This is a genomic window from Haloferax mediterranei ATCC 33500 (genome assembly GCF_000306765.2).
GTDB lineage: Archaea > Halobacteriota > Halobacteria > Halobacteriales > Haloferacaceae > Haloferax > Haloferax mediterranei.
This window is the reverse complement of record NC_017941.2, coordinates 2781462-2803222: the sequence shown is the minus strand read 5'-3', so window position 1 is coordinate 2803222 and position 21761 is coordinate 2781462. Positions and strand designations below refer to the sequence as shown.

Below are 21761 nucleotides of genomic sequence, written 5' to 3'. Positions count from 1 at the left end.
GTCAGTCGCTCATGCTCTCACTGCTGGGCGTCCGGGCTTCGTCGACGACGGTTGGTTGGTCAACCTCATCTTCCGGAAAGTAACACGCCGCCATGTGTTCCGCATCGCCCGCCTCGGTGAGGGCGGGCTCCGCACGCCAGCACTCGTCCGAGGCTTTCGGACACCGGGGAGCGAACGTACACCCGGACGGGAGGTTCACCGGGTCCGGCGGTTCACCCTCCAGCAGTACGCGCGTCCGCCCAACGGAGGGGTCTTTCTCCGGTGCGGCCGACAGCAACGAGTTCGTGTAAGGATGTTTCGGCTGTCTCGCGATGCGGTCGACGTCACCCGTCTCGACGACGCGGCCAAGGTACATGATGGCCAGGCGGTCGGACACCTGCACCAGGCTCGCCAGGTCGTGGGAGATGTAGACGATGCCGATGTCTTCGGTGTCGGCGAGTTGCCGAAGCAGGTTCAGGAGGTTGACCTTGAGCGAAACGTCGAGCATCGATGCTGGCTCGTCGCAGATGAGGAAGTCCGGGTCGACGACGAGCGCTCTGGCGATGGCAACCCGCTGGCGCTGTCCACCCGATAGCTCGTGTGGGTACTGGTCGAGGAACTTCGTGGCTGGTGTCAGCCCGACTTTTTCGAGCGTTTCTTTAATTGCCACCTCCCGTTCGTCTGTCCGGTAATCGTGGATGGTGAGCGGTTCACCGACAAGTTGGCGGACAGTTTGACGTGGGTTCAGCGAGTCGAACGGGTCCTGGAAGATAATCTGGAGCTTTCGACGGAACTCCTTCATGTTCCCGTCTTGGTAGTACTCGTGAGACTTCTCGTCGAAGGTAATCTTCCCGCCAGTTGGTTGCTTCAGCAGCGCGATGGTCTCTCCCAGCGTCGACTTCCCGCAGCCACTCTCGCCAGCGACGCCGAGGATTTCCGACCGGCGAACAGATAACGACACGCCATCGACTGCTCGGACGTAGTTGGGGTTCTCGCCACGGAACTTACTCACCAGCGACTGGCTCTGTTCGTACCACTTTTCGAGGTCGTGCGTCTCGAGGACGACTTCGCCAGTCCCGCTGTCGCCGTCGTCTTCGTCAGCAATGCCCCACGTTTCGGGCTCCTTGGCGTCACGCCGCATCTGAGCCGCCTTTTTCACGTGGTGGCAGGCTGATTGGTGATTCCGGTTGGGGAGATCAACAAGGTCGGGATGGGACTGTTCACACTCCGCCGTGGAGAACGGACAGCGGTCCTTGAACACGCAGGCCGATGGTTCTTGGCTGAGATTTGGCGGTGAGCCCGGAATCGAGACAGGGTCACCGCCGTCTTCGATTTCCGGGAAGGAGTTCTTGAGTCCCATCGTGTAGGGGTTCGTCGGATTGATGAGGACGTTGTCAACGCTCCCCTGTTCCATCACCTTCCCACCGTAGAGGATAGAGAGGTCGTCACACGTCTCCGCGATGACGCCGATCTCGTGAGTGATGAGCAAGAGCGAGCTATCCATCCGCTCTTGAATCTCGAGGATTTTGTCGACAATCTTGTCCTGGACGATAACGTCCAACCCCGTGGTGGGTTCGTCGGCGATGATGAGGTCTGGTTCGAGTGCGAGTGCCATCGCGATGGTGACGCGCTGACGCATCCCGCCGGAGAACTCGTGTGGATAGTCGTCGATACGGTTCGGGTCTAACCCGACGATATCGTACAACTCCCTCACGCGTTCGCGGGCCTTCGCCTTCGAGACGTTCCGATGCTTCTGGATTGCCTGGCGGATCTGTGCCCCCGTGGACATCACGGGGTCCAACGCGTCCATCGCACTCTGGGGGATATACGCGATATCCTCCCAGAGGATATCACGACGTTCCGAGGGACTGAGCGTCGTCAGGTCCTGTCCCTTAAACAGGACTTCACCGCTCTCGATCTGGCCGTTGTCCGGGAGCAACCCGAGCAAGGCCTCGGCTATCGTCGACTTTCCGGACCCGGATTCGCCGGCGAGTCCATAGTTGACGCCTTCACCGATGGAAAAGGACACGTCGTTCACTGCGTGTACCTTCCCGTTTTTCGTACTGTACGTGACCTTGAGGTCTGTTATATCGAGTAATGTCATTGTTCGGTCTGAATCTCCGGGTTGATGACTTCCTCATAGGCGCGGCCGATGAGGAACACCGAGGTGGTAATCGCCGCGATACCGATTGCTGGCGGGAACACCCACCACCAGGCGATGCGCATGTTCCCCGACTCGAACACCTGGCGGAGCATTCGTCCCCAACTGGTCATCGTCGGATCACCGAAGCCGAGGAACGCGAGACTCGCCTGTGCCGCGATGGCCCACGCGACACCGTATGCCGTGTAGAGGAACCCGATGGGGAGGACGTTCGGACCGACGTGCAACAACATCGTCCGCAGGTCGCTCGCCCCGCTGGCCCGGGCTGACTTGACAAAGGTCCGTTCACGCACCGAAAGCACCTCTGACCGAACGACGCGTGCCGGCATCTTCCAGAGGAAGCCCGCGATGATGAGGGTGATAAGCCAGATGCTGGGTGTGACGAACGTCAACAACAGCAGCGCCATCGGCATGAACGGAAGCGAGAACGTCAAGTCCGTCATGCGCATCAGCACCTCGTCGACCCAGCCACCGTAGTAGCCACTCACGAGGCCGACGAGGAAGCCGATAATCCCCGTCCCGAGGCCGCCAAACAGCCCGACGATGAGCGTCGGTCTGGCACCAGCGAGGAACTGACTGAACACGTCCTTCCCGAACGCGGTCGTTCCGAACGGTGCGTCAGCGCTGGGTGACGCGAGGCGCATGATGGCCCCGTCAGCGTTCACCATGTCGTGTTCGATGGGGTCGTGGGGTGCGAGCATCGGCCCGAAGAGTCCCAGGAAGAGGAACCCCGCGACGATAACGACCCCGACGAATGCGAGTCTGTCCCGGCGGAGGAACCTAAGCTGGTCTACGAGGACGTGCTTCCAGTGGTCGAGGCGCTCGAATACGACCGCCCCGTTCATTGCGTCAGTGCTCATAGCGACTCACCTCCGCTTGCCGAGACCGTCGGGTCGAAGTACGCGTACAGCACGTCAGCAGCCAGGTTGGCGAGGATGACCGCGAGGGCCATGATGAAGACGGCCGCCTGCACGAGCGGGTAGTCCTGCTGTTGGATGGCGAGGACGAGTTCGCGGCCGATACCCGGCCACGCGAAGACGACCTCGAGCAGGATGAGCCCCTGAAAGATCATCCCGAGACGGAGCGCGAAGTACGTCAGGATAGGGAGCATCGAGTTCCGCCCCGCACGGGCGAGTTGCTCCATCTCCGTCAGTCCCTTTGCGCGATGGAGTTTGAGGAACTCCGAGCCCTTCTTCTCGATAACCCCGTTTCTGGCCAGCAACAGGAAGTCGCCACTGTAGTACAGCACGGCGACGGTAAACGGGAGGATGTAGTGGTAGAGGAAGTCCACCGAGAGGTAGGTCTCCAGTAGCCCGTCGGGGGAGGCGGTGATTTCGCGCATCCCGAACGCCGGTACGAGTCCGAGCGTGTACGAGAACACGATGACGAAGATAATCGCCGTGATGAACACCGGCGTCGACCGCAGGAACGTCGTCGTGATGATGCTTACTTTCTCGAAGTAGCTCCCGCGGTTCCACCCGGCGTACATTCCCGCCAGCGAGCTAACCACGGCCGTCGTGACGAGCGCCGGAACGAGCAGGACGAGCGTGTTGAACAGCTTGGGGCGCAGAATCTCCCAGACCGGTTGACTCCGCAGGATGGAGTAACCGAACTGGAACGAGAGGATGCTCTGGAGGTACGCGAGGTACTGTTGTAAGAGCGGTTTGTTTAGTCCGTAGAGGCTCCGTATCTCCTCAATTTGTTCTTGGTTGAGGTTTCCGGCGGTGATGAGCGCCTCAAACGGACTCCCCGGAAGGAGTCGGAGAACGACGAAGATAATCGACACCGCAACGAGCGTGAGAGCCATCGAGATGGCCAGCCGTTTGAGGAGGAATCTCCGGAAGTCGCTCATGCTGTCACCTCCTCGTGGCGGGTGAGGACTGTCCGGTACTGTTCGACGATTGCCGTGTCGAGGAAGACACCGTCTACGACAATCGAGTCGCGGTCGGCAGCGTCGAACGCATCGACGAAGCGCGCTGCTTCCTCGGCTTCCTCGGCTGTTGGTGTGAACATGTCGTTGATTACTGGTAGCTGTCGAGGGTGGATGGCCTTCTGTCCGATATATCCGATTTCGTGTGCCTGTGCAGCGTGCTCGCGGAGCCCTTCTACGTCTGAGAAGTCCTGATACACCGTGCTGATGGGGTCCAGCCCACCGACTGCGGCGGCACTGACGACCACGTTTCGGACGTACTCGTGGAGTTGTGCGGGTGTGCCGGTCGCACCGACGGCCCGTGCGTAATCCCCGATTCCGTACGAAAATCCGGTCACAGCATCGAGTTGGCTGGCGTGTGTGGCCAGTTTCTCGGCGGCGAACATCCCTCGGGGCGTCTCGACCGTCACGATGAATTCCGGCACGTCGCCGTCGGCGTTCGCTGCCGCAGTAACAGCACGGGCTGTCTGCTCGGGTTGTTCAATCATCGGTAGGACGATTGTGTCGGCACCGGCGGTTACGGCGGCCTCAATATCGGCTTCCCAGTGCGGCGTCTGGAGACCGTTAATACGGACGCACCGCTCTATCCCTCGACTAGAACTCTCTCCGAGTACCGTCTGAAGGTTTGTCCGGGCTTGGGGCAGCACCTCGGCCGGGACCGCATCTTCGAGGTCGAAGATGACTGCGTCAGCAGCGTCCAAACCGAGTGCTTTCTCCATCATTCCGGAGTCGTCGGCTGGAGTGTAGAGGAAGGTCCGGCGGAGGCGGTCAGTCACGCGTCTCACCTCCGAGTGTCGTGACGCCCTCGGCCGCCAGTCGCCGCACGTCCGCTTCGGACCGGTCGGTTCGTTCGGTGATTGTCGACAGCGCGTGTGACCCGAGTGACGGCCCGGGGTGGTCCACTCCCCCGGGTGTCGCGGAGAGTTTCGGGAAGACACCCCGCATTGGGATGGATTCCTCGTCCTCGCCGTCGATATAGATAACCGCGTCGCGCTCGGCGAAGTGCTGGTCACGGAAGATATCGGCCATGTTGTTGACCGGCCCGATGGCCGCCTCGTGCTCCTCGAAGATTTCGATAACCTCCGTGCGAGTGTGTTCACTCATCCATTCCGCGATGATAGCGTCGAGTTCTTCGACGTGCTCTAGGCGGTCTTTCATCGTCCGAAACCGGGGGTCCGTTGCCAGTTCCTCTCCACCGACGATGCGGAGAATACGCTCGGCGATGCTCTGTGAACTCCCCGAGATGGCGACCCAGCGGTCGTCCTTCGTCCGGTAGGTGTTCCGCGGTGCGGTCCGACTGCTTCGATTGCCCGACCGCTCGTGGTCGATTTCTTTCTGTCCGTACTCGATGACGTGGTCGCCGAGCATCCCGAACATCGCCTCCAGAATCGACGAATCGATGTACTGGCCGCTTCCGTCGTGGACATCGCGCCAGTAGAGCGCCATCACCGCGGCGTACGTGGAGTGGAGTGCGCAGATGGAATCGGCCATCGCGGTCGGTGGGAGGGTGGGTGGACCGTCAGCCTGTCCCGTCGAGTACGCATAGCCGCTCATCGCCTCGACGAGCGTGCCGAAGCCAGGGCGGTCCTTGTACGGGCCCGTCTGTCCGAATCCGGTCACGCGAACCATCACGAGGGTCTCGTTGAGTGCAGAGAGCGTCTCCCACCCGATTCCCCAGTCTTCCAGCGTTCCCGGCCTGAAGTTCTCGACGAGGACATCAGCGTCCGCGACGAGATCTTTGAAGATCTCTTGGCCGTCCTCTTCGTGGAGGTCGAGGGGGACGCTCTTTTTATTCCGGTTGACCCACTTCCACGAGAGCTCTTCGGGGTAGTCACCGAACTCGCGGAGCGAGTCTCCGTACTCGGGGTGTTCGACCTTGATGACTTCGGCACCGAAATCACCGAGCATCATGGCTGTCAGTGGCCCAGCATAGAGGCTTGCCGCGTCGACGACGGTAATTCCGTCTAGGGGTTTGTCTGGAATCATTGTGCTGTCGTCGCTCACGAGAAGTCTGGCTGACCGAGCTCAGACCGGCGTTTATGGGTATTTCCGTTTTGAACTCGCTCGACGAACGCAGCCCATGCTTCCCCGTTGGGGAACCGGATGTTGTCGTTTGAGTCCCAGGTGTACCCGGCCTTGCGGAGGATGGCTTTCGCTCCCTCGACGTCGTTTTCGTACTTCTTCGTATCCGGTTCGTGCCACTGCGTAATCGGCGAAATCGGGTTCTCGCCGTTCGGAACTGTTGCTCTTCCCTCGAGAACGGATTCAACGAAGCTCTCCTCGTCGACTGCTTTGGCGAAGGCAACGCGGAACTCCTTGTCGCGGATGAGCGGACAGGAGAAATTCAGTTTCGTATCGAGCGGCGCGAAGTTCTCCGTGACGGACTTCTCGATACCGCTCGTGGACGAAGCGCGGTTCGCCTGCGTGTTCGAGAGCGTCGTTCCGATGGCGTCGACTTTCCCCTGTTGAAGCGCGCCGATGAGGGAGTCGACGTTGCCGACGTTGATCCAGATAATCCGCTCGATGCCGGGACCAGTCGCAGTCTGGTCGCCGAGGTATTCGCCGCGCACGTCGTCGTCGAACAGCCAGTGGTCGTCGTTCCGCGACACCTCGAATCGCGTTCCTTGCTCCCATTTTTCCACCTTGAAAGGACCCGTCCCAACCGGCGTCTGCGGGTTGTGCTGAGATGGGTTGTCGACGTTCTCCCACTTGTGTTTGGGGAGGATGACGCTGCGGACGACTCGCTGCGTCATGAACGCCGCGTCGGGCGTCGAGAGGTTGAATCGGACCGAGTGCTCGCCGAGTACCTCGACGCTTTCGACGGGTTCGTAAAACGGCACCTGACTCGTCGAGGACTGTTCTTTGTAGAGTTCGACAGTGAACTTGACGTCTTCTGCGGTAAACGGCTCTCCGTCGTGCCACGTGACGCCCTCGCGGAGGCTCATCTCTACGGTCGTGTCGTCGGTGAACTTCGCATCCGTCGCGAGCGCAGGAACGACTTCTAAGTCGGGTGTTGCATCGAAGAGTCCGTCGTAGACGAACGTCAGGCGCTTTTCTTCAGCGCCACCTGCCGCCCACGGCAGGTTCAGTGAGTTCATCGACGTCGTGACGCCCTTGACGTACGTCGTCTGGTCGGTTTCGGGCTGGAGGTTGACTTCCGTCCACCGGAAGGAATCCCCCGTCGGACCGTTACCCGGCGTCTTGACGTAGCCGCTCCACTTGTTCGTATTGACTGCCGTGATGACGTCCGGAAAGAGGGTGATGAGTCCACCGACGTCCTCGGCGAAGAGCTGTTGTGCCTGACTTACGAGTTCTTGGCGCTTTTCGTTGTCACCCGTGACCTTCCGCTGTCGGTCGAGGAGGTCGTTGAGTTTTGGATGGAAGTAATTGTCGTAGTTGGAGAGGCTGTCCTTGTGACGCCGCATCAACAAGGGATTCGGGTCGAGGCCCCGCTGGGGGTCCGGCCCGTGGGTGCTCATCGAGACGATTGCCTCCAGGCCGGGAGTCTCCCAACTTTGGGCGTACAGCTGGTTGAGTGGGCGGTCGTTGAGTTCGACAGCGAGGCCCAGACTGTTGGCAGCCCGCTTTACCATCAGCGCGTGCTCGCGCATCCACGGGTCGTCTTCGCTGGAAAACTCGACGGGGAGAGGGTCTAAGCCCGCCGCCGCCGCCGCACTGTAGTCGAGCGGTGGGTTGGCCGCATCGATGGTCTCCCAGTCGTGCCAGTACTGAGTTTCGACGACCTCCGGCGTTCCCTCGGGGACCTGCGGTTCCTGTTCTTCGACACTGGTACCCGGTGTTGAATCGTCGCCTGAGCCATCCCCAGTGCCACTACACCCCGCGAGCGTAGCCGCGCCAACGACGCTTGCAGCCCCTACAAGGTATCGTCGTCGGGAGAACTCCTGCTCGCTTGCATCCGTTCGTTCGTCATGGTTGCTTGATGCCATGCTACAGCATACCCAATTTAACCATTATACATTCAGGATACCCCCGATGGCGAATGATAGGCTTCATTCTTTATATAGGGTCAGATATATTTCGCTCGTAACTTCGGAGAATCGCTCGGGTTGCGCCCGATTATGATTCGCGTGGTCCGTAGATAATCTCGAGCAGGTTTCGTTCCGCAGTTCGCAATCGTTCGCTCATCGTCGATTGGGCGATGTCGAACTCCTCGGCGATATCCGTTGCACTTGCTTCACGCGGAACTTCGAAGTATCCCCTGTTGTAGGCCGTTTCGAGAATTGCGAGTTGTTCCTCGGGGAGTTTCGTCACCAGAACTTCGGTTAGTCGTCCACTATCCAGTGGTTCTCCCGGTTCGTCAATTTGGTTGACACTTAATAGTTCGAATGCACCGAGCGTCTCTTGAATATTATCGGCCAGGTCACGGAACCGGTCCCAGTTTCGAACCGTAATGACGACCTGGAACGTATCGCGTTGGAGGAGAATCCGGTTCGGAATCGCTTCGTTCCGAAGAACCAGCCCAAGTATGAATGGATACGACTCGTTTGCGAGAATGGTAAGCCGGCGGATAGTGAGGTTTGTCGGCCCAGTTGGGATTTCCTGTGTGTAGAAGAGCGAAACTCCCGAAATGTCCTCGATAAGTGTGGCCGGGTCGAAATCCGTCCCCGACGACACGGTAAGTGATTCAATCCATGTTCCGTCTTCCACGTAGAAGGCATTGTCAAGCTCGATGCTCCGCACGTCGTCTATCCGTGCATCGATTTTCTCCATCACCCCCGTCGGAATTGTTTTGAATTCTACACGAAGAATATCAGTTTCCCCCTTGCTTGGGAGAACTGGACCTTGCGTATATAGGCTTCACGCTCACCTCATTTTCCTCCGAGCCACAGTATAATTCAGATATTTGATGCTTCACTATATCTTCCACTTACTCCCTCTCAGAGAACTCCCTCAGTATTTTGACTTCAGTCGTCGACTTCGTCGTCGTACTGTTTGTAGGTAATCGTCAGTTTTCCTTCCGCTGGGTCCCTCGCTGCATCTCGAAGTGTTTTGAACTCTTCGAGAAGCGCACTTGCATCGTCTGACCCCTCTCGGACGCTTCGTGACTCTTCTCGAATCGTGTCGTACACTTGCTCTAAGACACGTCGGACAGCATACGAATCACCCTTTGAATCTATCTCGAAGACCGCCTCATATTCTCTCATACTCGTAGTTGGGTCTGCACTCGGATAACTGCCTGTACGTCTAGGATTGTGAGTCTTTTTCACCCTTCCAGACACACCCGCCAGTAACACGCTGTCCGACCTCAGACTTGTCGTAAAATAATCCGCTGTGAGTGATTCTTCGAAGGTGAACTGATTACGCGACCCCAGTCGTAGCCGACTGTTGAGGCGCGCCGACACCGGTGACTTTCCCGAAGGCTCGTCCGAACATGTAGAACACGGCAACGTTCGTGTAGAACTGAATCGTGGGGACGAGGATGAATCCGAGCCCGAACGTGACGGTTACAAGGAGGCTGGTCACGGCCTGAGCGACGAATGCAATGAGGAATGGAATGAGCCATGCGACGAGGTAATCGACACTCAGCAGAATGTCTTTGAGACGGCTGAAGTCGAATGCAGCGCCGAAGTCCCCTTCGACAGCCATGTTTGTGAGTGCGGCCGGGACGAGGTAGTAGAGGACGAACAGTGCGACGAAGCTCACGAGCATCCCAAGCGCACCGATACCGCCGAGAATTCCTGCAGCGGCGTCGTTACCGGTCCCTGCACCCCCCATTCCGATTCCGAAACTGACTGCGATGAGGGCGAACGGAACGAATCCGTATACGAGTGTGACGACAAAGCCTTTCACGCCGTCTACAGCCATCCCACCCCAGTCGTCGAATGCTGGTGGCTCTGGGTCACCACTGGCAGTCGCTCCGAGAACACGGACAAGATAGCCGAATAAGAGGAACATCGGGATGATGAGGAAACTCCCGAGCACTAGGAGAGAGCCAATTACGATACGACCAAGCGCGTTATCCCCTTCTAAGGGGTAAGAAATACCGTCTTCAAGCATACGTCCCTGGTTTCTATTTTCACACCAGTTAAGTATTCGGTATATTATAATTCAATATTATCTGAAAAACAATTCTATCATGTTTTTCATATTCTAACTACCTATTGATGTGTTATAGCAAAAAACAGCGTTAACACCATCGGCTGTCCGTCATGAACCGGTTTGAGTACAGAGTGATGTGTGTCACTTCCGAAGGTTCAATTCCGGATGACACCGTGACGACGACCATCCCGAACTTGGGGCCCGTTCATTTCCAGTATTACCTCCCAGAATCGACCGAGACCAACCACAAGGCTACGAAACTCGTGACGCAGATTCCAACAGAGATTCTGGGTAGGTTGTTTCAGAGACGACTTCTGAAACTCACGATTGAACAGGGAGAGGTAATCCTGTTGAAGTATTTGGACGGTGACAGTTTTCTGAGGTCGTGCTGACGGGTGCGAATCTACACTGACAAAAGTTCCCGAATTCAAAAGATTGCTTGGTCTACGGTGAAGTGTTCATTTCGGATTAGACAATTTTATCAGGAAAAAGCGACAATCACTCGAGCATGAATTGGTCCGACCAAGACTGGTGGCCGAATCAGTTGAAATTGGAGATTCTCGACCAGAACGCTCGTCAGACCGATCCGATGGGCGAGGAGTTCGACTACGCCGAGGAGTTCGAAACACTCGACTTCGAAGCCGTGAAGGCGGATATCGAAGAGGTAATGACGACCTCGCAAGACTGGTGGCCGGCCGACTACGGTCACTACGGGCCGCTCTTCATTCGGATGGCGTGGCACAGCGCGGGCACGTACCGCACCGTTGACGGCCGCGGCGGTGCGGCCGGTGGTCGACAGCGCCTCCCACCGATCAGCAGTTGGCCGGACAACGTGAACCTCGACAAGGCTCGTCGCCTGCTCTGGTCGGTCAAGCAGAAGTACGGCCGCAAGCTCTCGTGGGGTGACCTGATTGTCTTGGCCGGAAACGTCGCGCTGGAGTCGATGGGCTTCGAGACGTTCGGCTTCGCCGGCGGCCGCGAAGACGACTACGTGCCCGATAAGGCAGTCGATTGGGGTCCGGAGGACGAGTGGGAGAAGACTTCCTCCGACCGCTTCGACGAGGAGGGCGACCTCAAGGAACCGCTCGGCAACACCGTGATGGGCCTCATCTACGTGAATCCGGAAGGTCCGAACGGCGAGCCGGACGTCGAGGGCTCCGCGAAGAACATCCGACAGGCGTTCAGCCGAATGGCGATGAACGACGAGGAGACTGTCGCCCTCATCGCTGGTGGCCACACCTTCGGGAAGGTCCACGGTGCTGACTCCGGCGACAACCTCGGACCCGAGCCCGAAGCAGCTCCGATCGACCTGCAGGGTCTCGGTTGGGAGAACGAGTACGGCTCCGGCAAAGGTCCCGACACGATTACCAGCGGGATCGAGGGCCCGTGGAACACCACACCGACTCAGTGGGACATGGGTTACATCGACAACTTGCTCGAGTACAAATGGTGGCCTGAGCAGGGTCCCGGCGGTGCCTGGCAGTGGACCACACAGGGCGGCGAGTTAGACGACGCTGCACCCGGTGTCGAGGACCCGTCGGAGAAGGAAGACGTGATGATGTTAACGACGGACATCGCCCTGAAGCGAGACCCGGACTTCCGGGAGGTTCTCGAGCGCTTCCAGGAGAACCCCGACGAGTTCCAGGAGTGCTTCGCAAAGGCCTGGTACAAGCTTATTCACCGCGACATGGGCCCGCCGGAGCGGTTCCTCGGCCCCGAAGTCCCGGACGAAGTAATGCTGTGGCAGGACCCCCTGCCGGACGCAGACTACGACCTCATCGACGACGAAGCGGCCGCCGAACTCAAGGAAGAGATTCTCGGTTCGGACCTCTCCGTCTCTCAACTGGTCAAGACCGCGTGGGCGTCGGCATCGACGTACCGCGACAGCGACAAGCGCGGCGGCGCAAACGGCGCGCGCATCCGTCTCGAACCGCAGCGGAGCTGGGAAGTGAACGAGCCGGAAGAGCTTGAGACGGTATTGGAGACGCTCGAAGGTATTCAGGACGAGTTCAACAGTTCGCAGTCTGATGAGACCAGAGTCTCGCTCGCCGACCTGATCGTGCTGGGCGGTAACGCGGCCGTCGAGAAGGCGGCGGCAGACGCCGGGTACGACGTGGAAATTCCGTTCGAGCCCGGACGGACGGACGCCACGCAGGAACAGACCGACGTCGAGTCGTTCGAGGCACTCAAGCCGAAAGCCGACGGGTTCCGGAACTACATCGAGAGCGGTGTCGACGAGAAGCCCGAAGAACTGCTGGTGGACAAGGCGGAACTGCTGAACCTGACGGTCGAAGAGATGACGGTCCTTGTCGGCGGGATGCGGGCGCTGGACGCGAACTACCAGGGCTCCGATCTCGGCGTCTTCACCGACGAGCCGGAGACGCTGACTAACGACTTCTTCGTGAACCTGCTCGACATGGACTACGAGTGGGAACCGGTCTCGGACTCCGAGGACATGTTCGAGCTACGCGACCGTGAGACGGGCGAAGTCCAGTGGAAAGGGTCCAGGTTCGACCTCATCTTCGGGTCGAACGCCCGACTTCGTACCGTCGCGGAAGTCTACGGAGCTGCTGACGGCGAGGAGAAATTTGTGCACGACTTCGTAGAGACGTGGCACAAAGTGATGACCCTCGACCGCTTCGACCTCGAATAAGCTGCGCGTATCTGGACTGGTGCTCGTGTGCGACCGCTCGATTGAGTGGGGCCACGGTTTCCAGTCCGGTCTCGTAAACGAGTCGTGAAGCGGTGCCGAACGTAGTGGTGTGTGACGTTTTCCGCTGATCTTTTCAACAGAGTCGAAGCGATGGGAACGAACGAGTAGGTGGGAAGGCATCCACAATTACGATTGTGTCGAGTGTGGGACGGACAGAAGGTGGATATATTTGCTTGACGCATCCTCGGGAACGCCTGGATAAAAACGGATGGCCCCTGTTGAAACCCTCAGACGGTGACAGTTTGTCGAAGCCGTACTGAATGCAGGGCGCATATTCAGCACTGAGCGGTAGATTATAGCTATCGATTGACTTAGAGGGACAGAACTTGAGCTCCCTCAGAGGTTCCATGTACCGTGTATCTCTCCGGTTAGCTTCGTCTGAGTGCCAAGTTCACATAGTAAGTCTCTCCACACCGACTTGGTAGAACATCACCATCGGGAAAATTGTCATAGTACTGAATATGGTTGTATTCCGCATCTTGCGGGAGATTTCTCCACCCTTATACATCAGATCACAAATGGTGATTGTAGAAACAATTAAAACGATTGTTAGCGGAATGGCGACGAGTACTACTGACTTCGCGGTCTCGAATAGCGCCTCAGAAATTGAGCTATTGAACCCGGTGAATGAACCCACGATGGGAATCTGACTAAGAACTGAGTTCAATAATATAAAGATGACCGATGCTATCATAAGGCCTATAAGTTGTCGTGTCCCGGACTGTACAGTCGATTCGGGGATTCTCTCAATGGTTGCTTCGCTTGTACTGACCATCTCCAGAGCCATATCACCGACATGGAATCCGAACACTAATCCGAAGACGGCGAGAAGGGCCCCAATCACCGACAGTACTAATCCACGTACAAAATATTTCGTGAGAATCTTATTTATCAGTCCCATATCATCCCGTGATATTTTAAGTATATGAAGTTATTGACTGAATGACTTCTGTGAGGGGTAGATAGCTTACCGAGCGAAAACCAAAACACCTCTTAGTTGGGCGACCACCCGATGTGTGATAATACGCTTGCTCGTACGGGGAGTGAAAGTGAACGGGTCCCCCGGACTTTTCCCCGGAATCAGGCGTTTCTGCGAGTAAAACTAAACGGTTCTTCGTACCGTGACAGAGTTGTTTTAATCGGAGCGCTGTCTGCCGATTAGTGGGTAATCGATACTATTCAAGATTGGAACAGTCCATTCACCTACTGCACGACTTCATTCGCAGATGCACTCGTGTTTCTTCGCCGACTGATTGATGACGTACTCGTGGGTCTCCGACGCGAGTTCGTACAGCTTCTCTGCGCGCTCTCTCGCCGCGAGTCCATCTTGATAGTACGTCTTGGCACGATGATTCCGCCAGAGGTCTTGGAGGCTGTCGGCGACGTGCCCCGACAGAATTCCACGTCTCGCCGCTTCCGTGTACACGCCGGGGTGCGTTCCGGGAAGATCTCGCGGTTCGACGCCACCTTCGAGGAGTTTGAACTCGACGACGCGCTCGATGGCGACGAACGACGCCTCGATGACCAACGTGTAGAACCCTTGTTCCAGCAGCGTCTCTGCGCCCGCGAGTAGTCGACATGACTTTCGGAGCTGGAGGACGTCCGCCTCTTTCGTCTCTAGACCTTCTTCGATTTCGTCGGGCCGATAGTCGAAGGCGGCTCGCACCTCATCGACCAACGTCTCGATTCGGGTGCTACTCACCACTCATCACCTCCGTCCGGATTCGTTGGAACTCGTCGCCGCCGTAGACGGTGACTCCCTCTCGGAATATCTCTCGTAGCTTTTCGCCTGCTCGGAGCGCACTCTCCTCGCTCTCGACGAACGGTTCGAACGTGTACCGGTCGCCGTCGAATCGTTCTTCACCGAGTTCTCCGGCTACGTTCGAGACCACGCGGCGGGCGGTCGTTCGGTCGCCGTCGACGAGGACGAACACGTCGACGTCGCTCTTCCGGTCGGCCTCACCGCGAGCGACGCTCCCGAATACGAGAATACCGAGTAGCTGGTCGACTTCGTCCGAGTTCTCGACCGCCGTCTCGACGTTCTCTACAAACGCACGAACTGGAGCGTGGTACTCGGTCTGTTCGATGCCGAGTATCGGGTCGTCTTTCTGGAGGTGTGCGGGGTCGATAGAGACGTACTTTCGCTGTGTCGTCTCTCGTACCCGTACGACACCGAGTCCGTCAAGGAACTCGACTGCCCGCCAAACTGTCGACCGACTCCGGTCGGTTATCTCGGATAGTTCTTTCAGTGTGAACTCCGACTGGTGAGCGTCGACGAGCAGTCGAAGCACGTCGTCGGCCGCGTGGAGCCTGAATATCTTTGAGTCGTCACCGGGGGTGACGGGAAGGCAAACCTTTATATGTTGTTTCGCTTCGTCGGACACTATCTGACCCTGTGAAACGAGATATAATAAGCGTTGGCCCGTTTGCTGTACCCTCTGGTGGCGAATGCGAATACGTAGTCGAACGAAATCTACGGCAGTTCGTCATACGGATAGCTCAAGTCACCGCAGTCATGCGGTTAGAAGGTCGACGGGCCCGACGGGCCCGACGGGCTTTCGTTCGGGTGTCGAACGGGGTCGTGATTTTAGGTGACTGAGGGCCTGTATAGCTCATTTTCAACATGGTCAGTAGACTGTCTTTTTCGATTCATTTCGTTCGAAATCTGAACGTCGGCATTTGACGTTCACTCGGCTGGGACGGTTCGTTGTTAAATCGTCTCCTTGCTATTAGACAAGGGTGACTCGTACACTAACACTTGTTCAACAATTTAAATAGCAAATTCACAAGCTGTGGTCCCAATGACTGCTATTCCAAATATCACGGATTGTTCTGTATATGCTGCGTTTCACTTTCTATCTTGTTCAATTGGTATATGAGTAGTTATACATGATGGTGCCCTGTACTGCTTAGAAATGCGGAGGAAAAAGCTCCCGAAGGAGGCCCCAGGGAAGTACGTCGACTACCATCCGCGTCCGTATTACTCACCAGATTCGCTTCCTCCGGAGCCGAAAATCGAAATCCCCAACCAGACCCACCAGCTCGTCGCCGACGCAGCATACCAGATTGGTCGCGTCGATGGCATCAGTTCGACAGTGGATTTTGCTGCCGTCCTGTACACGACACTCATCCGAATCGAGGCGGTCGAATCTGCTCGAATCGAGGGTGCAGAGGTCAATTATCAGGATGTCGCCGCGTTCCACACGAAACACGAAGACAGCGCCGAGCCGCAAAGCAAGGACTTGCGGGAGGCCCTGAACTACGAGGACGCGCTCCTGTATGGTATCGAGCACGTCGAAGACGGTGGCGAACTCACACTCGACCTGCTCAAACATCTCCACGAGATGCTCCTCGACGGTGTCCGTAACGAGGGCGACGTCGTCGGGGAGTTCCGCGACCATATGGTCCGGCTCAATAGCCCGAACCCAGCCAAAGACCCGTTCATTCCTCCGTCAGCGTCGTCGCTCGACCGTCTCATGTCGTCGCTCGTCGAGTACGTCGCGATGGATGGCGAGTACCACCCACTCGTCGACGCCGCGATTATCCACTACTTCTTCGAGACGGTTCACCCGTTTTCAGACGGGAACGGTCGTCTCGGCCGACTCATCATCATTCTCTACCTGATCGACCAAGGATACATCGAGAGCTCGTACATCTACCCGAGTGCTTACTTCAACCGGCACAAGGTCGAGTACGTCGAGAAGATGCGTGCCGTGAGTGAACAGGGCGAGTGGTTGGAGTGGATCGACTTCTTCCTCGAAGCACTCCGGTCGCAGGCCGCCGAGTCGTACGACCGTACGTGGGCGCTCAAGGAGTTGCAGACGAAGTACGTGACTGACTACGCCGGGAGTACGTCCACAGACAGGTTTGCCCGCAAATTACTCGAAGTTCCGTACTTCACAGCGAACGACATCGTCCGGGAACTCGACGTATCCCGCGGGACAGCCTACAACGTCATCGAGAACCTCGAAGACGCTGGACTCATCGAGGAAGTCACCGGGGCTGAGTGGGGTCAAGAGTACAAGGCGGTCGAAGTGTTCGACGTGTTCGAGTAGGTCGCTTCGGCGCGAAGGTTTAAGTCATAAACCGGGACCATCCCGGTTTATGAACCGCCGAACGTTCCTCACCTCGCTCGCACTCGCATCGACTGCTGGTTGTACGACGACGAAGTCTGATTCGGCCGTTGCATCGTCTGGGGAGGACACATCTCGTCCCTCCGAGACGACGACTGAGACGAGTGGACCAGTACAACGCCCGGTCGGAGAGTCGTACTTACGGTCCGATGGTGCCACCATTGTGGTTGCATCCGCTCGGTTCACCGGAACAGCGCGGTTGGTCGACGGAACCACAATTAGCCCAGATCCGGGTAACGCTTTGATCTTAACTGACGTCCGGTCAGCGAATACAGGTAAATCGGTCGTCGACCTCCCTTCCCGTGACTCTCTGGCACTCATCACCGGTGGGAGCCAGTACAAACCTCTCAAGCCGAAGGGGAAACCGGGTGGGGAACCAACGCTGTCGTTCCCGCTCGGTGGGACACTTTATGACACAGTCGAAGACGCCCATCCTAACGTCACCGCACTGGGCTGGGTTTTCTTCGAGGTCCCGGCTGACTCGACGGATTTCCGTATTTCGCTCTCCGATTCACAGTCGTCGACTTTGGAAGCGTATTGGGATGGAACGGTTGACCCGAGTTCGCTTCCAGACATGAAAATCACGTCTCTCGACGTCCCGGAAGAACACGTCAACGGTGACCCCATAGAGTTCTCGGTGTCGGTGACGAACACAGGTGGGAGTGCTGGATTGTTCAACCAACGGTTCTCTGTCGTACGGAGCACCGAGCCGAATGCACTGGGCGGCGTACTCGATACTACAGTCGAGCCTGGTGAGACGGTAACAATCGAAAAAACGGTCCCAGCAAAAGGGGTTCAAGACGTGACGATTGCAGTGCCTCCTGCGTTCGAGAAAACGACTCACGTCGTTCCCACGAAGGCACAGTTTGGAAGCTCTCACGAGCTACCGAATGGTGTCAAACTTCGGGTAAGCAAACCGACCGTCAGTGATACGGTTTGGGTCGACGAAAACGGAGGTGGCTTTGAGAACCACTCTATCGACAGGCGTTCGTTCGCTGTCTTCGAGATAACCGCGTGGAACCCGACGGATTCGACTATCTCAGAACCTGACAAGGACTGGTTCGAAGTCGAAGGGAACGGGTTTGTCGATTCAAATTCGAACCGTGGGTTCGCACGTGGACTGCGTGAACCGGTCGAGATGCCATACTTCCGTGGCTCGCGTGAGCTCACCCCCGGAGAAACGACGAATGGTGTCCTCTACTTCGACGTTCCGAAGAACACGAGTGTTGACGAGATAGCTTGTCGAGTGAAATGGCCTGTAACGGAACGTGCGAACAAGGTCTGTGAATGGAAGATGGGTGAATAACCCGGGCGCACAGGCCCGTTCGTCTTCGAAGAGTCGGGGTAGAGTATCTTGATGTGGTCCGGTTCGATAGGTATCGTTCCTTCTCGACGAACGAAATCTACGCGAGTTCGTCATACGGACACCCCAAGTCGTCACAGTCTGTCGATTAGAAGCGAACGGACCCGACGGGAATGCGTCATCGGCTGTGACGGAATTGTGTTAATCGGCGCGCAGTCTGGCGATTTGGTTCACTCCGCCCTCAAATCACTCGGACGTCGCCACCGTCGTCCATGATGTCACTACGACGAAGCACGAGAATCGATTCGCCGTACCCCTGCTGTTCGACCGCACCCTCTATCGCTGCCGCTGCAATCTTGTCGTCAGTGAGAACGACGATTCGTGGATGACCGCTTCGAAGAAACTCGATTGCTAACCCGGCGAATACGGTATCTGCTTTCTCGACTTGGTGCTCATCCTTCCCGGACTTTAGGGCAATCTCTCTTCGAACGTAGTCCATCGCTGCGACTGCATCGGAATCGTTCGGCGATGGTGGGTTGATTTTGGTAGCCCACCCTTCCTCGATGGCTGTTTCTACCCGGTCAGCGACGTGCATCGTGCTCAGTTCCTCGACAACACGCTGGGGAACCTGCAAGGTTATCTGATGCCGTGCGGCGAACTTCCGAAGTTTCTGGAACTTCGAATTCTCTGGGCCACCCACGGCGACGAAGAGGTTCGTATCTGCGAGGACGAAGTCGTCCGAGTCGAGGTCACTACTCCCCATCGAACTCCAGTTCGTCAGGGTCAGGTGAGATTAGCTGCCTAAAGTATGGGTCGTGTTCTCGGCCAGCCTCCAAGACGGGTTGGACTGCATAGATGATGGCCATCCCTTCGACTGGCTTGACGTCCATCTCGTTGGCCGCCACCCGTTGGGTGAGCTTCCCGGCGTAGTATTCTGCTGCTGCTCGGACCGCTCTCACGAGTCGTCCAACGCCGTACCGGTTGTGGAAGTACTCGGCGTCGTCGTCGAACTCTGTGAGAGCGACTGCGTGGAGCAGCGTCGGGGTGATTGCGACTTCGCGGCCATCGACGAACGCGAACGGTTCCGCGGTGAGATGATGTGGTCGCGTACTCTCGTCGCGGTCGACGACGCCGAGTTGTTCGAGTCGTTCGACATCGTCGTAGGCCGTTGCACGAGCGAGGTCCAGTTCGTCGATGAGGTCCTGGATGGTTGCAGGCCCGTAGTAGCAGAGGTAGACGTACTCGCGGGCGAGGCGTGGGTGCTGTAGCAACGTCGTGGCTGCGAGTAGCCCGTCGAGATCGTCGAACGACTGTGGTGCGTCGTCGTCGAGTAGTGGGGCGTCTCCACGGTCAGAGAGGGTGGGCATACTCAAAGTACGAAATCTATGTATTTTAGATTTGTGCTGCTGGTACTAGTCCTCTGGAGTGCGAGTTCGTCACGCTACGTGACGGACTCTGTCGGCGAGGAAATGCGCGATTCGAGAGCTACAGCGCTCGCTCTTTGGTTCTAAAGCGTTCCAGAACTATACGGACCCGACGGGACTCACGCGAGCGGAAGCGAGTGGGAAGTCGTCGGGAGAGTGAGCGAAGCGAACGGACCCGACGGGATTTGAACCCATTCACAGACGTTCCTGCTCGCTCCCTTCGGTCGCTGTGCGGGCATGCGACTGTTCGTGTTCAAATCCCGGGGGCCGCTTGTTCCTCACAGTGGGCCGAGCACACGCTACGCGGTGCTCGCGAGAATGTTCGTCACAAAAGCGGACCCGACGGGATTTGAACCCGCGACATCTTGGTCCGGAACCAAGCACTCTGTCCACTGAGCTACGGGCCCCAGCGAAGAGAGGTACACGATACCGACGTAAAACCGTTGTGGAAGCGCCGATGGCGGTCGATTACGTTACGCTCGGCTCCGCGCTGATTACACTCTGTTTCCACGTACCACGTGTGAACCACGCTGTCGCAGCAATCGCGCCGAGAATCTGCCCAACTGCCATCCCGAGCCAGATACCCGTTTCGGCGAACCCGAATTGGAACGACAGCAGGTAGACGATGGGGACGCGGCCCAACCAGAGCGCGAACAGCGAAAACCCGAGTGCGGTCTTCGTGTTACCCGCACCGCGGTAAGCCCCGAGGACGACCTGCAAGACACCGATAAACCCGAACTCGAACGCCCGAATGCGGACGTATTGGACGCCGAGGTCGATGGTCTGTGTGGCCGATTCCGTCCCTGTCGGGAGGAAGAACGAGACGACGGGTTCGGCCAACAGATAAGCGAGGACGCCGGTAACGACCATGACGCTCGCGCCGACCTTGGCGGCGAGCCAGACGGCACTCTCGGCCCGTTCCGGTTTTTGCGCGCCGAGGTTCTGCCCGACGATGGTGTTGGTCGCTCGACCGAGACCGAGCGCTGGGAGAAAAACGAGCGACGTAAGGCGGTTTCCGAGACCGAACGCAGCGACGACTTCCGGCTTGAAGGTAACCACCATCGCGGTGAGCGTGATAAACCCGAGAGCGGTCGCCGACTGTTCGGCGGCGCTCGGAACGCCGATGGAGACGATTTGCTTGATGTACCGAAACTGCGGCCAGAAGTCCGAGAGCTGCACGTCGGGACCGGCGCTCGTCCCGAAAATGACGTAGATGCCGATGACGGTCGCGACCGCCCGCGAGAGGACTGTTGCGTAGGCGGCACCGGCGACATCGTAGCCAAGAAAGCTGGTCGCGGCAAAGAGACTGGCTTCGAGTCCTTCCAGCCCGAGCATGCCGAAAAGCGGGTTCGATTCGAAGCCGAAGATGAAAATCGGGTCGATAATGACGTTGATGAGGACGCTAATGAACATCACGACCATCGGGGCGCGGGTGTTGCCGTAGCCGCGCATGAGCGCGGAGAAGACGAAAAAGCCGAAGAGGAACGGCAATCCGAGGAAGAACACACGCATGTAGGCGCTGGCGAGTGGGATGACCTGCCCAGCGGTAGCCGGTGAACTCGGGAGGATGCCGAGCATCGCGTCGGTGGCAAAGAAGCCGATGAGTCCGACGACGATGGCGATGATGGTGATGAACGTGAGCGTTTGTCCGGCGACAGTTCCGGCGGAACCTTCGCTTTTCGCGCCGGTGCACTGCGCAACGAGAGTGCTTCCGGCGACGGTGAACCCACCGCCGACGGAGATGAGGAGAAATATCAGGGGAAACGCGAGGCTAATCGCGGCCACTGCGTCGGTCGAGAGGCGACCGAGCCAGACGGTGTCGGCGAGGTTGTACGCCACCTGGAGGAGTTCGGTGACGATAATCGGCCACGCGAGTTCGAACATCGGACGTTTGAGGTCACCTTCGGTTAGTGAACCTCCTTCGGGGACAGACACTGAACATGTGAGACACGTGGCATGCGTTTCAAAGCGTCGATAGGTGTCCTATAGTAGCGTTTGCAACTGGTGACACATCCAATCGCACGACAGCGGTTGACCGAGTGTGCACTGACTTGCAAA

Annotated in this window: 18 protein-coding genes and 1 tRNA gene; 3 read left to right on the top strand and 16 right to left on the bottom strand. The window is 57.8% G+C overall.

Features of this window, described 5'->3' with window-relative positions; genetic code table 11:
• Nucleotide 1 precedes the first annotated feature (1 nt).
• From HFX_RS14205 to HFX_RS14165, 9 genes are all read right to left on the bottom strand, one after another.
• Complete coding sequence (locus tag HFX_RS14205; RefSeq protein WP_004059175.1) at nucleotides 2–2083, bottom strand: dipeptide ABC transporter ATP-binding protein; 2082 nt, start codon at nucleotides 2081–2083, stop codon at nucleotides 2–4.
• Nucleotides 2080–2985 carry an ABC transporter permease gene (locus HFX_RS14200; RefSeq protein WP_394295039.1) on the bottom strand — a complete coding sequence of 302 codons (906 nt, stop codon included), beginning with the start codon at nucleotides 2983–2985 and terminating at the stop codon, nucleotides 2080–2082. Before HFX_RS14200 ends, HFX_RS14205 begins: the two co-directional genes overlap by 4 nt.
• Nucleotides 2986–2996: 11 nt before the next feature.
• Nucleotides 2997–3992 (bottom strand): ABC transporter permease, encoded by a 996-nt coding sequence (locus HFX_RS14195; protein ID WP_004059179.1) that lies wholly within the window; start codon nucleotides 3990–3992, stop codon nucleotides 2997–2999.
• Nucleotides 3989–4846, bottom strand: coding sequence for an HpcH/HpaI aldolase/citrate lyase family protein (locus HFX_RS14190; RefSeq protein ID WP_004059181.1), 858 nt, complete (start codon nucleotides 4844–4846; stop codon nucleotides 3989–3991). Before HFX_RS14190 ends, HFX_RS14195 begins: the two co-directional genes overlap by 4 nt.
• Nucleotides 4839–6056, bottom strand: a complete 1218-nt coding sequence (locus HFX_RS14185) for a CaiB/BaiF CoA transferase family protein (RefSeq protein WP_004059183.1) — start codon at nucleotides 6054–6056, stop codon at nucleotides 4839–4841. The genes HFX_RS14190 and HFX_RS14185 overlap by 8 nt, the downstream gene beginning before the upstream one ends.
• 14 nt (nucleotides 6057–6070) lie before the next feature.
• On the bottom strand, nucleotides 6071–8017 hold the full coding sequence (locus tag HFX_RS14180; RefSeq protein ID WP_004059185.1) for an ABC transporter substrate-binding protein: 1947 nt from the start codon (nucleotides 8015–8017) through the stop codon (nucleotides 6071–6073).
• Between the two features lie 130 nt (nucleotides 8018–8147).
• Nucleotides 8148–8801: a helix-turn-helix domain-containing protein gene (locus tag HFX_RS14175; protein ID WP_004059187.1), complete on the bottom strand. Its 654-nt coding sequence runs from the start codon at nucleotides 8799–8801 to the stop codon at nucleotides 8148–8150.
• A gap of 194 nt (nucleotides 8802–8995) precedes the next feature.
• Complete coding sequence (locus HFX_RS14170; protein WP_004059190.1) at nucleotides 8996–9235, bottom strand: hypothetical protein; 240 nt, start codon at nucleotides 9233–9235, stop codon at nucleotides 8996–8998.
• 154 nt (nucleotides 9236–9389) lie between these two features.
• Nucleotides 9390–10088 carry a DUF4013 domain-containing protein gene (locus HFX_RS14165; protein ID WP_179955349.1) on the bottom strand — a complete coding sequence of 233 codons (699 nt, stop codon included), beginning with the start codon at nucleotides 10086–10088 and terminating at the stop codon, nucleotides 9390–9392.
• A 550-nt stretch (nucleotides 10089–10638) separates the two neighbouring features.
• Between HFX_RS14165 and katG the strand changes: the two genes are divergently transcribed.
• Nucleotides 10639–12783, top strand: a complete 2145-nt coding sequence (gene katG / locus HFX_RS14155; protein ID WP_004059193.1) for a catalase/peroxidase HPI — start codon at nucleotides 10639–10641, stop codon at nucleotides 12781–12783.
• 451 nt (nucleotides 12784–13234) lie between these two features.
• Here the strand turns inward: katG and HFX_RS14150 are convergent, their stop codons facing one another.
• From HFX_RS14150 to HFX_RS14140, 3 genes are all read right to left on the bottom strand, one after another.
• Nucleotides 13235–13687: a hypothetical protein gene (locus HFX_RS14150; RefSeq protein ID WP_137685651.1), complete on the bottom strand. Its 453-nt coding sequence runs from the start codon at nucleotides 13685–13687 to the stop codon at nucleotides 13235–13237.
• 372 nt (nucleotides 13688–14059) lie between these two features.
• Nucleotides 14060–14545, bottom strand: coding sequence for a hypothetical protein (locus tag HFX_RS14145; RefSeq protein ID WP_049917476.1), 486 nt, complete (start codon nucleotides 14543–14545; stop codon nucleotides 14060–14062).
• Nucleotides 14538–15227 (bottom strand): nucleotidyltransferase domain-containing protein, encoded by a 690-nt coding sequence (locus HFX_RS14140; RefSeq protein WP_004059196.1) that lies wholly within the window; start codon nucleotides 15225–15227, stop codon nucleotides 14538–14540. Before HFX_RS14140 ends, HFX_RS14145 begins: the two co-directional genes overlap by 8 nt.
• A gap of 531 nt (nucleotides 15228–15758) precedes the next feature.
• On the opposite strand from HFX_RS14140, the gene HFX_RS14135 reads away from it, so the two are divergent.
• Both HFX_RS14135 and HFX_RS14130 read left to right on the top strand, forming a co-directional pair.
• Nucleotides 15759–16898 (top strand): Fic family protein, encoded by a 1140-nt coding sequence (locus HFX_RS14135; protein ID WP_004059198.1) that lies wholly within the window; start codon nucleotides 15759–15761, stop codon nucleotides 16896–16898.
• Between the two features lie 49 nt (nucleotides 16899–16947).
• Nucleotides 16948–18282: a hypothetical protein gene (locus HFX_RS14130; RefSeq protein ID WP_004059201.1), complete on the top strand. Its 1335-nt coding sequence runs from the start codon at nucleotides 16948–16950 to the stop codon at nucleotides 18280–18282.
• A gap of 238 nt (nucleotides 18283–18520) precedes the next feature.
• On the opposite strand, the gene HFX_RS14125 is transcribed toward HFX_RS14130, so the two are convergent.
• The 4 genes from HFX_RS14125 to HFX_RS14110 all read right to left on the bottom strand — a co-directional run bounded on the left by HFX_RS14125 (nucleotide 18521) and on the right by HFX_RS14110 (nucleotide 21638).
• Nucleotides 18521–19042: a hypothetical protein gene (locus HFX_RS14125; protein ID WP_004059202.1), complete on the bottom strand. Its 522-nt coding sequence runs from the start codon at nucleotides 19040–19042 to the stop codon at nucleotides 18521–18523.
• The gene (locus HFX_RS14120) at nucleotides 19032–19646 is read right to left on the bottom strand and encodes a DUF7437 domain-containing protein (RefSeq protein ID WP_004059203.1); all 615 of its coding nucleotides are present in this window, start codon (nucleotides 19644–19646) and stop codon (nucleotides 19032–19034) included. Before HFX_RS14120 ends, HFX_RS14125 begins: the two co-directional genes overlap by 11 nt.
• A gap of 391 nt (nucleotides 19647–20037) precedes the next feature.
• Nucleotides 20038–20110 (bottom strand) — tRNA-Arg (locus HFX_RS14115).
• 61 nt (nucleotides 20111–20171) lie between these two features.
• Complete coding sequence (locus HFX_RS14110) at nucleotides 20172–21638, bottom strand: MATE family efflux transporter (RefSeq protein WP_320051492.1); 1467 nt, start codon at nucleotides 21636–21638, stop codon at nucleotides 20172–20174.
• Between the last annotated feature and the right edge of the window lie 123 nt (nucleotides 21639–21761).

Bases quoted from the DNA above. Each gene is read 5' to 3' on its own strand.
- HFX_RS14205 (WP_004059175.1), bottom strand. From the start codon at position 2,083: ATGACATTACTCGATATAACAGACCTCAAGGTCACGTACAGTACGAAA.
- HFX_RS14200 (WP_394295039.1), bottom strand. From the start codon at position 2,985: ATGAACGGGGCGGTCGTATTCGAGCGCCTCGACCACTGGAAGCACGTC.
- HFX_RS14195 (WP_004059179.1), bottom strand. From the start codon at position 3,992: ATGAGCGACTTCCGGAGATTCCTCCTCAAACGGCTGGCCATCTCGATG.
- HFX_RS14185 (WP_004059183.1), bottom strand. From the start codon at position 6,056: ATGATTCCAGACAAACCCCTAGACGGAATTACCGTCGTCGACGCGGCA.
- HFX_RS14180 (WP_004059185.1), bottom strand. From the start codon at position 8,017: ATGGCATCAAGCAACCATGACGAACGAACGGATGCAAGCGAGCAGGAG.
- HFX_RS14175 (WP_004059187.1), bottom strand. From the start codon at position 8,801: ATGGAGAAAATCGATGCACGGATAGACGACGTGCGGAGCATCGAGCTT.
- HFX_RS14170 (WP_004059190.1), bottom strand. From the start codon at position 9,235: ATGAGAGAATATGAGGCGGTCTTCGAGATAGATTCAAAGGGTGATTCG.
- HFX_RS14165 (WP_179955349.1), bottom strand. From the start codon at position 10,088: ATGCTTGAAGACGGTATTTCTTACCCCTTAGAAGGGGATAACGCGCTT.
- katG (WP_004059193.1), top strand. From the start codon at position 10,639: ATGAATTGGTCCGACCAAGACTGGTGGCCGAATCAGTTGAAATTGGAG.
- HFX_RS14135 (WP_004059198.1), top strand. From the start codon at position 15,759: ATGCGGAGGAAAAAGCTCCCGAAGGAGGCCCCAGGGAAGTACGTCGAC.
- HFX_RS14130 (WP_004059201.1), top strand. From the start codon at position 16,948: ATGAACCGCCGAACGTTCCTCACCTCGCTCGCACTCGCATCGACTGCT.
- HFX_RS14125 (WP_004059202.1), bottom strand. From the start codon at position 19,042: ATGGGGAGTAGTGACCTCGACTCGGACGACTTCGTCCTCGCAGATACG.
- HFX_RS14120 (WP_004059203.1), bottom strand. From the start codon at position 19,646: ATGCCCACCCTCTCTGACCGTGGAGACGCCCCACTACTCGACGACGAC.